This window comes from Jeotgalibaca arthritidis, from assembly GCF_011100465.1.
Lineage (GTDB): Bacteria > Bacillota > Bacilli > Lactobacillales > Aerococcaceae > Jeotgalibaca > Jeotgalibaca arthritidis.
On the sequence record NZ_CP049740.1, the window covers coordinates 696,895 to 709,662 of the forward strand.

At 41.0% G+C, this 12,768-nt stretch carries 11 protein-coding genes; 5 read left to right on the forward strand and 6 right to left on the reverse strand.

All coding sequences use genetic code 11. The features are described 5' to 3' along the window. Positions 1–4: 4 nt before the first annotated feature. The 3 genes from G7057_RS03510 to G7057_RS03520 all read right to left on the reverse strand — a co-directional run bounded on the left by G7057_RS03510 (position 5) and on the right by G7057_RS03520 (position 3,471). Positions 5–736 carry a 16S rRNA pseudouridine(516) synthase gene (locus G7057_RS03510; protein ID WP_166161387.1) on the reverse strand — a complete coding sequence of 244 codons (732 nt, stop codon included), beginning with the start codon at positions 734–736 and terminating at the stop codon, positions 5–7. Between the two features lie 2 nt (positions 737–738). Then, entirely contained in the window at positions 739–1,116 is a 378-nt protein-coding gene (locus G7057_RS03515) for a DUF1622 domain-containing protein (RefSeq protein ID WP_166161389.1), read from the reverse strand. 162 nt (positions 1,117–1,278) lie between these two features. Next, on the reverse strand, positions 1,279–3,471 hold the full coding sequence (locus tag G7057_RS03520) for a DNA topoisomerase III (RefSeq protein WP_166161391.1): 2,193 nt from the start codon (positions 3,469–3,471) through the stop codon (positions 1,279–1,281). A 103-nt stretch (positions 3,472–3,574) separates the two neighbouring features. Between G7057_RS03520 and G7057_RS03525 the strand changes: the two genes are divergently transcribed. Next, the gene (locus G7057_RS03525) at positions 3,575–4,426 is read left to right on the forward strand and encodes a DegV family protein (RefSeq protein ID WP_166161393.1); all 852 of its coding nucleotides are present in this window, start codon (positions 3,575–3,577) and stop codon (positions 4,424–4,426) included. A gap of 89 nt (positions 4,427–4,515) precedes the next feature. On the opposite strand, the gene G7057_RS03530 is transcribed toward G7057_RS03525, so the two are convergent. Further along, a complete protein-coding gene (locus G7057_RS03530; RefSeq protein WP_166161395.1) occupies positions 4,516–6,144 on the reverse strand; it encodes a glycoside hydrolase family 13 protein in 1,629 nt (542 codons plus the stop codon). A 144-nt stretch (positions 6,145–6,288) separates the two neighbouring features. Between G7057_RS03530 and G7057_RS03535 the strand changes: the two genes are divergently transcribed. After that, a complete protein-coding gene (locus G7057_RS03535; RefSeq protein ID WP_166161397.1) occupies positions 6,289–6,924 on the forward strand; it encodes an HI_0552 family protein in 636 nt (211 codons plus the stop codon). Between the two features lie 205 nt (positions 6,925–7,129). On the opposite strand, the gene G7057_RS03540 is transcribed toward G7057_RS03535, so the two are convergent. Then, positions 7,130–9,562, reverse strand: a complete 2,433-nt coding sequence (locus tag G7057_RS03540) for an AAA family ATPase (RefSeq protein ID WP_166161399.1) — start codon at positions 9,560–9,562, stop codon at positions 7,130–7,132. Positions 9,563–9,802: 240 nt separating this feature from the next. Between G7057_RS03540 and G7057_RS03545 the strand changes: the two genes are divergently transcribed. Continuing rightward, positions 9,803–10,450, forward strand: coding sequence for a phosphoribosyltransferase (locus tag G7057_RS03545; RefSeq protein ID WP_166161401.1), 648 nt, complete (start codon positions 9,803–9,805; stop codon positions 10,448–10,450). Here G7057_RS03545 and G7057_RS03550 read toward each other — a convergent pair. Beyond that, entirely contained in the window at positions 10,425–11,114 is a 690-nt protein-coding gene (locus G7057_RS03550) for a C39 family peptidase (protein ID WP_166161403.1), read from the reverse strand. The two genes, G7057_RS03545 and G7057_RS03550, sit on opposite strands and share 26 nt — an antisense overlap. Positions 11,115–11,284: 170 nt before the next feature. Between G7057_RS03550 and G7057_RS03555 the strand changes: the two genes are divergently transcribed. Then, entirely contained in the window at positions 11,285–11,518 is a 234-nt protein-coding gene (locus tag G7057_RS03555; protein WP_076768401.1) for a DUF1858 domain-containing protein, read from the forward strand. Next, positions 11,519–12,736, forward strand: a complete 1,218-nt coding sequence (locus G7057_RS03560; protein ID WP_166161405.1) for a DUF438 domain-containing protein — start codon at positions 11,519–11,521, stop codon at positions 12,734–12,736. It abuts the gene before it with no gap. The last annotated feature ends 32 nt before the right edge of the window (positions 12,737–12,768 follow it).

Sequence of the window (12,768 nt, forward strand, 5' to 3'; positions counted from 1 at the left end):
CTTTTTATGTTGTTTTGTAGCGAAAATAGGGTTTTAATGCGAGAAGTTCGTTTGTCGTTAATGGGCGATATTCGCCGGCTCTTAAATGTGGGTCGAGCACAAGTGGTCCCATTTCGACTCGTTTTAAGTAAACAAGCTTTTTCCCGCAAGCGAGAAACATTTTTTTCACTTGGTGGAATTTGCCTTCTTGGATGGTAACACGGACTTGACTGTGAATGCCGTGATCACTCAAAATTTCAAGTTTGGCTGGCAGACATTTTTCGCCACCTATAAAGACTATGCCTTCCGCGAAAGCTGTAATGTCAGCTTCGGTTACGATGTCGTTAATGGTGGCTTCGTAAACTTTCTCGACTTTTTTATCGGGTAAGAGTAGCTGATAGCCGAGCTGTCCGTTGTCGGTAATCAATAACAGGCCTTCAGTATCACGGTCTAGTCGTCCAACCGGGTAGAGCTGATCGTTTTGGTCGTCATCCGCGATGAGGTCAAAGATGGTCTGGCAATTGGCATCTGTTTTAGCAGTCACAACACCATTTGGTTTATGCAACATAAAATAACGATGTGGCGGAATCGCGATGAGATCATCATCCACAGTCAATTGGTGAATGGCTTGTTCAACGTTGAAACTCCCATTTGTGATGGCAATACCATCTACTTTAACGCGTTTTTGCTGGATCAGACGCTTGACCGTTTTGCGTGACCCGATTTGCCTTTCTTCTAATACTTTATCAACTCGCACACTTAATTCCCTTTCTTTTTGAAGCGCTGGCCTAGATTTTTGTGCTCAATAGCAGCACTTTTTTCGCTGGATTCGATTTCCCAATGAATCACAAACGTTAGAATAACACGTAAAAAGACAATCGCCGCCAAATTAATAAATTCATCTAGGGTATGAACCACAACTGATTTTAGAATTTCGGCTGCCAGTTTAAATTCCAAGCTGTAAGCGAGAGCTTTGGCCAAATCCAGTTTAGGATCACTGACCATCAAGTCCCCACCTGCCAGTATAAATAGCAAAATAGAGCGACCTACACCGTAAACAACAACTAACACACCTACAATTTCAATCATACTTACTAGAGTTGGAATAATCATTTCCAAAAAATGATGTAAGTCCATGATTGCACCACCTTTCAGTCATTTTAATTCTATTGTACCTGTTTAAAGAGAGTGTTAGTAGTAAAAATATGACTGAATGTACCGTACAGAAATAATTTGAGCGCTGTATCTTACACGCTTGGACAAAAAAGCATTTGGACTGCTAGTCCAAATGCTTTTCAGTTAGTCATCTAATTGTAGTTTTTTCAAGGCTTCAAACATAGCGTTGTTGACTGGTTCATCTTTTTGCTGGTTTTTCAGATATTTTTGCACATCACGCTTATCTGCTTTTTTACCACCTGAATGTTTCCGGCGTTCTTGGAAGGCAGACAGCTTCTCACGGTGACCACACTTGCAGACAAACATCTGACCGTCTCCTTCACCAACCATTTCCAGTTTTTTGTGACAAACAGGACATCTGGCATTGGTCAATCGAGAGAGGCTCTTGCGATGGCCGCATTCACGGTCTTGGCAAACTAACATTTTTCCACGCTTGCCATTGACTTCTAGCATAGGCTTGCCACAGTCTGGGCATAGCTTATGAGTGAGGTTATCATGTTTAAAGTTAGCATCACTGGCTTTAATTTCAGAAACAATTGCTTTGGCATAGTCTTTCATCTCATTGATAAAGCTATCTTTTTTCAACTGCCCTTTAGCAATTTTTTCTAGTTTCAATTCCCATTCGCCCGTTAGTTCAGCTGACTTTAAATCTGCTGGTACAAGCTCCAATAGTTGGCGCCCTTTTCCGGTTGTATGGATTCCTGTTCCTCTTTTTTCAATCATAAAGGAACTAAATAGCTTGTCGATGATATCCGCCCGCGTTGCTACAGTTCCTAATCCGCCTGTTTCTTTCAGCGTTTGGCTGATTTTTTTGTCATTAGACGCCATATACTGGGTTGGATTTTCCATAGCCGATAAGAGTGTGGCTTCCGTAAATGGTGCTGGTGGCTTGGTTTGACCATTGGTTTGGGACACATAAGATAAAGCTAGTGTGTTTCCTTTTTCAATTTTAGGTAGAACTTGTTCTTTGATATCTTCGTCGTCAGAGTTATCATCGGCTTGGTTATCATAGACTTCTCGCCAACCAGCTTGCAGAACGGTTTTCCCTTTGGCGATAAACTGTTGACCACTGCTCTCTGCTTCGATGGTCACCTGTTCCCAAATTTCCGGTGGCAGCATGACTGCGATAAAGCGTTTCACGACTAGGTCATAAATTTTACGCTCGCGGTCTGACAATTTTTGCAAAGGAATCGATTGTTCAGTTGGAATAATCGCATGGTGGTCGGATACTTTTTTATCGTCAACAAAGGACGAATTGGCTTTAATCGGCTTACTCATGACCTTGTTTGCTAGACTGCGGTACTGCGGAGTGGCAATCGTTCTTAAACGGTCAGGAATGGTCGCAACAATATCCGTTGATAAATAGCGCGAATCGGTTCTTGGGTAAGTCAATACTTTATGGCGCTCATACAAACTCTGCATGGTTGTCAGCGTTTCTTTAGCCGAATAGCCAAATAAACGGTTGGCGTCACGCTGTAATTCGGTCAAGTCATAGAGACCTGGCGAGTAACTTTTCTTTTCTTTTCTCGTGACAGCCGAAACGGTTAGTGGCTGTTGACCAATTTTCTGAACTAACTTCTCTACTTTTTCACGGTCAAAGGAGCGGGTTTGTTTCGTTTGGCTGTCTCGCCAAATTAAGGTCATACCGTCTTCTGTAACAGCTTTGATTCCATAATAGGTTTTCGGTTTGAATTGATTGATGTCTTCTTCGCGTTTGGCAATCATTGCAACGACTGGCGTTTGCACACGGCCAGCATTGAGTTGGGCATTGAACTTAGTCGTCAACGCGCGCGTTGCATTCAAGCCCACATACCAGTCTGCTTCTGAACGCGCAACAGCTGATTGATAAAGATTGTCGTAGTCTTTACCTGGTTTCAAACGGCTAAAGCCTTCTTTAATGGCTTTATCAGTAACCGAGGAAATCCACAAACGCTTGATGGGTTTACGAACTTTTGCTTTTTCAAGAATCCAGCGTGCAACCAATTCCCCTTCACGGCCGGCATCCGTTGCGATAATGATTTGCGTAATATCTTGACGTTGCAGTTGCTTTTTGACAGCTTGAAACTGTTTATTGGTTTGACGAATAACCGTCAATTCTAAGTCTTTAGGAAGCATCGGCAAGTCATTTAGCTGCCATGTTTTGTATTTTTGATCGTAGTGTTCAGGCTCGGCTAGCGTCACCAAATGACCAAGCGCCCAAGTCACCACGTATTGTGGCCCTTCTAAAAAGCCGTTACCCTGCTTATTGCAGTTTAAAACCTTTGCAATATCTCTAGCAACAGAGGGTTTTTCAGCTAAAACTAATGATTTTGTCATGATTTAAAAACTCCTTATCACTTGCTCTAATCTTTACTACTATAGCACAAAAAAGAATGGTATGATTTAAAAAAACATCGGCTTAATAGCCAAAGGAGACATTATGCGTAACATTATTCTTACCACCGAAAGTGGTGCAGATTTATCAGAATCACTTATCAAGCATTACCCGATTCGCGTTGTTCCCATGCATGTGATTATGGATGACATCGACTACAAGGATGGCCATTTCCCAGTCACTGATATTTTTGACTATTACGACAAAACGAAAAAAATCCCGTCAACAACTTCGACCAACCCCAATGAATATGAGGCATTGTTCAGCGAGATTCGCCAAGAACATCCTGATGCTACCATCGTTCATATTGGCTACACGTCTAAAGCATCATCCTCATTCCAAAATGCTTTGACCGCAGGAGAGGAATTTGAAAACATTCATTTTATTGATGCCTTAAACGTTACTGCCGGTTTAGGAGCAGTCGTTCTCTACGCAGCAAAATTATTAGAAGAAAAGCCGGACATATCCCTCGAGGACTTCATCACTGCCATCGAGCAAACGGTTGCCAAGACACGATTAAGCTTTCTACCTGGTCAACTAGAGTATTTGCGTGCCGGCGGACGAGTATCGAACGCCCAATACTTAGGTGCGCAGCTCTTAAAAATCAAGCCATTAATCGAGTTAGTCGATGGCAAATTGGTATCCACTAAAAAATATCGCGGTAAAATGTTACGAGCTGTTAACGATTTACTCGATGATTATTTTACTCGTTATCAATTAGATAATAGCCAACTTTATCTGATTTATTCTATTGGGCTAGATGATAGCATTAAAGAAGCTGTCGAAGCATCACTTATCGCACGTGGCTTCCCCCACTTTGACTGGGTTCAAGCCGGTTGCGTCATTAGCTGCCACTGCGGCCCAGCTGCATTTGGTATTGCTGGTATCGAAAAATAAAACGACAAAAGGCGCACCGATTAACTTTCGGTGTGCCTTTTGTCGTTTCGAGTGAATAGAAACGATTTTTCAACTTTCTATTCACTCTCTTAGTCTAATTCGACTACAAATGTCTCATACGGTTCTAAAACTAGCTCCGAAAGGTCATAAAAGTCGCGTTGATAATTTTGAATAATCGGTTTCGACTCTGTTTCATCCACTTCTAGTTGTAGCTTTTGAACCTCTTCACTAAAGTTGGCACACACCAACCACCGTTTCCCTTCATACTCTCTCAAGTAAGCAAAAATAACTGGATCTTCTTCCAGTAACAAAGTATAGCTCCCATAAACGATAATTGGATGTTCTTTACGCAGCTGAATCAGTTTTTGATACGTATAGAAAATAGAATCCTCATCGGCTAAACTATCAGCCACATTAATGGTTTGATAATTGGGATGAACCGCCAGCCATGGCGTGCCATTTGTGAATCCAGCTTGGTTGCTGCTATCCCATTGCACAGGGCGGCGCGCATTATCGCGACCCTTGGCATTAATAGATGCCAACAAGCTCTCTTTTGAATAACCTTCCGCAAGGCGTTCATGATACATATTGATCGTTTCAATATCGTCGGCTTCAGAAATATCAGCGATTGGATAATTAGTCATTCCAATTTCCTCACCTTGATAAATATAGGGCGTCCCCTTCATCATATGCAGCAAAATCGCAAACATCTTGGCACTTTGACGGCGGTATTCGCCATCATTTCCCCAACGCGACACAATCCGCGGCAGGTCATGGTTGTTCCAAAACAAGCTATTCCACCCTTCCTCACCGAGCGATACTTGCCATTTGGAAAGCACTGCTTTTAGTTTCGGAATCGATAAGGCTTTCAGATCCCACTTGTCTTTACCTTCCTGCTGGTCTAAGCCAACGTGCTCAAATTGAAAGACCATAGACAGTTCATGACGGTCAGGATGGGAGTAAGCTTTGGCAATCTCAGGAGTTGCCCCCCATGTTTCGCCAACCGTTAATAAATCTGCAGCTCCAAAGGTTTGTTGGTTCATCTCCTGCAAATAATCATGGAGTTTTGGCCCATTACCTGTAATTTCTTGATCGGGTATTTTTCCGATGAGGTCAATGACATCCATACGGAAGCCACCAATTCCTTTATCAATCCAAAAATTCATCATGTCGTAAACTTCTCGGCGAACGGCTTCATTTTCCCAATTCAAGTCGGGTTGCTTTTTACTAAATAAATGCAAATAATATTGGCCCGTTTCTTCGTCAAATTCCCAGGCAGGACCGCTAAATGTTGACCGCATGCCGTTTGGTTCTTTTTCGTCAACGGGGTCGCGCCAAACGTAGTAGTCGCGGTAAGGATTGTCCTTATTTTTTCTAGCTTCGACAAACCACTTGTGCTCGTCAGATGTATGATTAACCACTAAATCCATCACGATACGAATACCGCGTTCTTTGGCTTGTTCGATTAAATCATCCATATCCGCCATCGTGCCAAAGTCGGGATGAATGGCTTGGTAATCACTGATATCATAACCATTATCATCATTAGGTGATTGGTAAACAGGACTCAGCCAAATGACGTCAATTCCTAGTTCTTTTAAATAATCTAAACGGGAAATAATTCCTCTTATATCGCCAATACCATCATGATTACTGTCTTGAAAGCTTCGGGGGTAAATTTGATACACCACAGATTGGTGCCACCATTTTTCTAACATACTAAGACCTCATTTTCATTTAATACCTCCATGATAAGTGACCATCGAACCCCTTGCAAGCGGTCGCTTAACTTCTTCATTAAAAATTAAGTTTGTCATTTCCAAGCTCCCTCTCCTATAATAAGAAAAAGGAGTTGAGTGTAAATGCCATTTCAAATTGCCGCTCTCGAGCATTTTTTAAATTATCACGGTCAAAAATATATCGCGCCAGCAAAGGCAGGCGAAGAAAAAGACATCATGGAAACATTTAAAAAAGACGGACAAACTGCTCGTCAAGCTTTCACCGAATTAGCCCAATCAGTTGATCAGTCCCTTCAAGATTTTCATATGCAGAAAGTGAGTGGCTGGATGAATCAGGCTCAAATTGGGCGGCCTCATTTTTGGTGCTACTTTAAAAGGGAAGAGGAAAGTAAACACGATCCGCATTTCGCTATTCGCCTTATCACGTTAGATGATGGCTTGGGGATTTCAGTAGAAGTTAGTTTTATTGAAAGAGGCGTCGTTCCAGAAACCATCGTCCGACAAAATCAAGTATTAGCTGTGCCGATTCAAGCACCACTCTACTATCTCGCCCAATCGAATGGTGTCAGCAGCCGCTACAAGGCGACTGAAGAAAACCGTCTCTTTTTGCAAGAAGCTGTAGCCGATAAAACGGTACGTAAGGTCTTAGTCAAGGTTGATATTCCAAAGCTATCATCCTATTCCGATCAAGAGTCTCTCGTAACAGCTATTTTAGAAGGCTTCCGCCTGCTCAGCCCTTATTATTTGGCGACAAAATAAGTGATTGATGGCCAAGACTGTCGAGTAAGACTTAAAATTTTCCTCAGTCGACAGATTTTAGCGGTTTTATGCTGAGTGGTGCGAAATAAAACGCCCACTCGACACATTTAGCTGATTTTATGTCGAGTGGGCTTAAAAATGAACGGTCAGTCGACATAAATAGGCTCCAAAAGGTATAAAACCCTTCTGGAGCCTGTTTCAATAATTATGCTTTTTCAATATCTTCAGCAACAATAACAAATAAATCAGCTTCGTCATCAAGAGCCAAGCGATTACTCTGTTGCAGCTTTGTTTTTTCAAATAAACTTCTGGCAAAGCGAGCATTTCCGAAGTGGCTATCTCGTTTTTGGAACTCTTTTTCAAAAACAGCTTGAATGGTTTCTTTCGCATCATCCGTTAACACAAAACCTTGTTGGTGAGCGCCTGCTTCAAAAATCTCCGTCAGCTCTTTACTGTCGTAGTCGGGGAAATCAATCGTATAAGAAACACGGCTGCGAATACCAGAATTCATATTCAGCATTTGGGCCATCTCATGCGAATAGCCTGCCATAATCACAACTAACTTATCACGGTTGTCTTCCATCTCTTTAATCAAAGTACTGATTGCCTCATAACCGAAATCATTTTCAGAACCGGAATAAAGTGCGTATGCTTCATCGATAAAGAGAACGCCACCGTAAGCTTCTTTAATTTTCTCCAGTGTTTTAGGGCCGGTCTGACCGATGTATTGGCCAACTAAGTCATCGCGCGTTACCTCAATCATATGGCCGCGCTTCAATACGCCAATGGATTTTAAAATTTGACTAATTAATCGGGCGATCGTTGTTTTCCCTGTCCCTGGTCGGCCGGTAAAGACCATATGGAGGGCCAAGTCGTTCGTTCCATAACCCATTTCTTCACGGCGTTTTTCAGCTCGAACGTAATTGATAATCGAGCGAACTTGCTCTTTGACATCAGCCAAGCCAACTAAACTCTGCAGCTCATCCATTAAATCTTTCATATCATCACCAAAAAGTTGGTCTGGATTAATGCCAAAGTCAAGTGGCTCTAAAATCACTAAGTCTTCCTCAGTCAGTTTCTGCTCACTCAAACGATAAGCTCGTTCACGCATAGCTGACTCCATCACATTACGAACCACTCGCGCATTTGCAAATTGAGGGAGAACCTTTTCTTGGTTTATTTTAACTAGGAAGGCTTTTTCAGCTTCTTCTGTCAGCGTGTAATGGTTAGCTCTAGCTTGATCTGTAGCGATTTCCAACAACTCTCGGTCAGAAAAATCATCAAAATTAATCTGCATATTAATTCGGCTAGACAATCCCGGATTAGACTTCAACAAGTCCTTCATCCCCGCATCATAGCCAGCTAAAATTACGATAAAGTCATTCCGATAGTCTTCCATTGCCTTAATCAAAACTTCAATGGCTTCCGATCCATAATCACCGTGGTCACCATTTGCTGGCGATAGGGAATACGCTTCGTCAATAAAGAGAACACCGCCCTTAGCCGCTTCAATCATTTCGCGCGTTTTTTGAGCAGTTTGTCCCATATAGCCACCTACTAAATCAGAACGATCTACTTCAATCAATTGACCTTTTTCCAAAATCCCAAGAGAATGGAAAATGTCTCCTAAAATTCGAGCGACTGTTGTCTTTCCTGTTCCTGGATTTCCAGAAAAAGCAAAGTGGTAGCTAGGCTGTTCACTCTTTTCAATCGATAACATATAAGCACGGCGCTTGTCATATTCCATCAACTTAACAATCCGATTAATGGTTTCCTTTACTTCATCCAGTCCTACTAACTGATTCAATTCATCTAAAGCATCTTCAAGAACTGGACGCGTTTTTTTGTAAGGTTGGGCTGGCTCTAGTCCGAATGGATTAGTCATCCCCGCACGCTTACTACGTTTTGGCTGCATACTATCAATTAATGACTCTACCCTAGCCGTACTATGCGACAATGGGCGAGTCCGTTTTAAGTTTTCAAAAATCGTACGACACTCTTCAAAATCACCATGAATATAATGAGCATAAACACGGTCATATTCTATATCATCGTCATAACCATGCTTTTCTGACTCATCAATCGACTGCAAAATATCCTCTAATGGTTTTTCCTGTTGTAAGTAAATCTTAGTCCGCAGGCGGTAAGAAGCATAATGTTTCGGCTGGCGTTCTAAAACAACAGCCAACAAATCTAACGCTTGGTCTAATTGATTTCTTTCAAAGGCAAGCTGGGACAAAATACGGGCTGCTTCCCAATTGCGTTGGTTGAGTTCATAAGCACGGTTTGCATATTGATTGGCTTCTTCTGTAAAATTCTTTTTTAAATAAAGCTGCGCTAACAAAACTAAATAAGCATCTGCTTCAGGATTGGTTTCAACTGCTTTTTGAACATAAGCAAAGGCTTTGTGGTAGTCGTGCTTACGATAATAACTAAGCCCCATCAAGTAATTGACCTGAGGATGGTCTGGGTATTGTTGATAAGCTTCTCGCAAAACAGGTCCACTACTCAATGCCATATTATGTTTAATATTGTACTCCATACCACGCAATCGATCTTCTAATTGCTGAGGGGTCATCTTGCCAGACTCATCTTCTTCAATATGATTAACGGTTTCCTCAGGTACAATTGTCTCCATGCTTATGCCTCCTTACTGTTTCTTATTTTATATTTTCTGTCATAATGGTCAATCTATATATTACCATATTTACCGGCTATGATTCCTTTTATTTGCTTCTATTACTTATTTTTTATTTTTTGAATCTGTTTTGAATACTGTTATAGTCTTACTGACTCTTTCTCATTGTACTCTTTTGCAGTTTTCGTGGTATGATAAAGGTAGAAAACGCATTCAAAAAAATAGAAAGGGTGTTGTCTTATGGTTATTTTTTATGATCGACAGGATGCGGGTAGCCAGCTAGCAACTAAGCTGTCCCACTACCAGCATCAAGATGTTGTTGTTTATGCCTTACCTCGAGGTGGTTTGCCAATTGCGAATGAAATTGCTCATTATCTTTCTGCGCCTCTAGAACTCATCATTACTCGCAAAATTGGTCATCCTTTTAACTCCGAATATGCCATTGGAGCAATCTCTGAAAATGGCAAGGCCATTTATAATCCTTCTGAAATTATGAAGGTAGACGATGACTGGCTGATGTATGAAGAAGCTAAACTAAAAAATGAAATTAAAAGAAGGCGACTTAAATATAAAAAACAGGACGATTATCCGTCTTTAATTGGTAAAACTGCTATTCTTGTTGATGATGGCATCGCTACTGGCTACACCATGCTTGCGGCTATCGATGATATTAAAAAGAAAAACCCAAAAGCAATTGTCGTGGCTATTCCTGTCATCCCTGAATTCATGGCTCAAAAATTGGAGCAAGCAATTCAAGAGGTGGTTACTGTGGAACGCACACGCCATTACTTAGGGGCTGTCAGTGCTTATTATGAACAGTTTAAACAACTCAGCGATGATGATGTTATTACTAGTTTACAATTTAGAGCGAGTACGACCAATAGTTAATAGCAGCACCTTCAATAATGTCACTATCGTACCAATTATAATTATGGAACTTTGTTTCTTCATCATCATTCGGATCGTTTAAACTGAATTGATTATCTTTAACTCCTGTTAGCAACATAATGTGGCCGACTTCTGTAAACTGGCTGACATCAACAGACACCACGACTAAGTGCCCTTCTGCTAATTCTTCTTTGGCCCATTCTATATCATTACCGAGATTCAAGAATTCAAGGTCATGTTCTAGGGCAAAGTCACCGAAAATTTCCCAGCTTGTTCCCGCACCTTCAACATAATAGTCTTCTTGCGCCCAATCTTTAATCGTTGAGGGTGTGGATTCTAGGCCATAATAATTGCCTACCATCGCTAGCGTGACAATAGCACAACCATTTTCAGCTATATTTCTATCGCCGTCACTGCCGTAAGAAATATCTTTCCATTCATTTGCTGTTTGTAAAAATAAAGGCACATCACTCGTCCGCACTAAATCGACAGATGTAGCTTGTTCATCTCGACTTGGAATGACATCAATACGACTAATGGTTGGCTCACCTTTACTATTTTTAATAACAGAAACGACTGGCTGACTTTCTTTTTGATCATGGTAATAAGTAAACCCCATTGCTAAAAATAACAACAAAAATACGGCTCTAAAATAGTTTTTCATCATTTATCCTCTTTAACTTATTTAGTCTTTGTCCATTATTTTAACACGACTCAGCTATTTTTGTAACTCCCCCTAAATCTCCTTGCAAACTCACTTTCTTTTCTTTATGATAAAAGCAATTATGTGAATAATCATACATTAATATAGATGAACAAAGTGAGGAATGAACAATGAAAGAGATTAGCCTTAAAGATACCGTGTTTGAGACAGTTTCTAAATTCCCTGAAATTCGTGAAGTTATTATCAGCCTTGGGTTTGCACCTTTACGCGATGATAAAATGTTGCAAACAGCTGGCAGAATGATGACGTTAGGTCGTGCAGCTAAGCAATTCGGTTTAAGTTATGAGACTGTTGCGCAAAAATTAGCAGAGCATGGTTTTACAGTAAAGGAGTCTGAACTTTAATTGAAACTACAAAGTGAACGTTCAAAAGAGTTTGAAGCACGCCAAGTCATTTTAAAAGACTTAATTTTGCGGCTCCATGCTGGAGAAGACGAAGAAAACATTAAAGCTGAATTTAAAGAACACTTCGAACAAGTGAGTGCCTTTGAAATCTCCGTTATGGAACGTCGTTTAATGAGCCAAGGTATTCAAGCTGAAGAGATTATGTTGCTCTGTAATGTCCACGCTTCTTTGTTTAATGGTTCGATTGAATCAGTCTATGAATTTAGCGAAGAACAAGACAAACCTGGCCACCCAATTCGTGTGATTAAGGAAGAAAATCTTGCTATCGAGACCGCACTTGATCGTCTTGAAAAGCTGTTAGTTGTTTACTTAGAAGAACAAGCTGCCGACTTAAAGCATGGTTTACTATTGCAACTCGACATCTTGTGGGAAATCGACAACCACTATAGCCGCAAGGAAAACTCCTTCTTTCCTATCATGGAACGCTACGGCCTAACTGCACCACCAAAAGTGATGTGGGGAGTCGATGATGAGATTCGTCAATTTATTAAGGATTTCCGTCTCATAATCGAAACAGACCAACTAGACCAAGCAGTCGAAGCTTTTGATAAAATGAAATACGAAATCGAAGAGATGATTGTCAAAGAAGAAGAAATCATGTTACCGATGATTATGCCATTCTTCAATGAAGATGACTGGTTGTCTATCGCTGCTGAATCAGAAGAAATTGGCTACTGCATGATTCAACCCGAAGCAAAATGGCAGCCCGAGCGCCATCAATTCCAAACAAATGGTATTCCAACTGACAAAGACGGTAATATCCAATTCGAGACTGGTTATCTAACCATGAAAGAATTAGAAAAAATTCTAAACGAACAACCGCTTGAATTAACCTTTGTCGATGCCAATGATAAAGTAAAATACTTTAATAATGGGCCTGGCAAAAAATTATTCCCACGTACTAAAAATGCCTTAGGACGTGAAGTTTATAACTGTCACCCACCAAAGAGCCAACCCATGGTTCGTCAACTGATTGCTGACTTTAAAGCAGGCATCAAAGATTCTGAAACACTTTGGTTCCGTGCACGCGGCAATTTCGTGATGGTGACTTATAAAGCCCTTCGTGATGAAGATGGCACTTATATGGGAGCCTACGAATATGTGCAAGACATCGAGCATATTGTTGATATTGATGACGAAAGACGATCATTTGATTAAGTACGAACGCGCACCCACTAGCTGGGTGCTTT

Excerpts from the sequence above, each read along its gene's own strand:
- G7057_RS03515 (WP_166161389.1), bottom strand. The coding sequence starts at position 1,116 with ATGGACTTACATCATTTTTTGGAAATGATTATTCCAACTCTAGTAAGT.
- G7057_RS03520 (WP_166161391.1), bottom strand. The coding sequence starts at position 3,471 with ATGACAAAATCATTAGTTTTAGCTGAAAAACCCTCTGTTGCTAGAGAT.
- G7057_RS03525 (WP_166161393.1), top strand. The coding sequence starts at position 3,575 with ATGCGTAACATTATTCTTACCACCGAAAGTGGTGCAGATTTATCAGAA.
- G7057_RS03530 (WP_166161395.1), bottom strand. The coding sequence starts at position 6,144 with ATGTTAGAAAAATGGTGGCACCAATCTGTGGTGTATCAAATTTACCCC.
- G7057_RS03535 (WP_166161397.1), top strand. The coding sequence starts at position 6,289 with ATGCCATTTCAAATTGCCGCTCTCGAGCATTTTTTAAATTATCACGGT.
- G7057_RS03540 (WP_166161399.1), bottom strand. The coding sequence starts at position 9,562 with ATGGAGACAATTGTACCTGAGGAAACCGTTAATCATATTGAAGAAGAT.
- G7057_RS03545 (WP_166161401.1), top strand. The coding sequence starts at position 9,803 with ATGGTTATTTTTTATGATCGACAGGATGCGGGTAGCCAGCTAGCAACT.
- G7057_RS03550 (WP_166161403.1), bottom strand. The coding sequence starts at position 11,114 with ATGAAAAACTATTTTAGAGCCGTATTTTTGTTGTTATTTTTAGCAATG.
- G7057_RS03555 (WP_076768401.1), top strand. The coding sequence starts at position 11,285 with ATGAAAGAGATTAGCCTTAAAGATACCGTGTTTGAGACAGTTTCTAAA.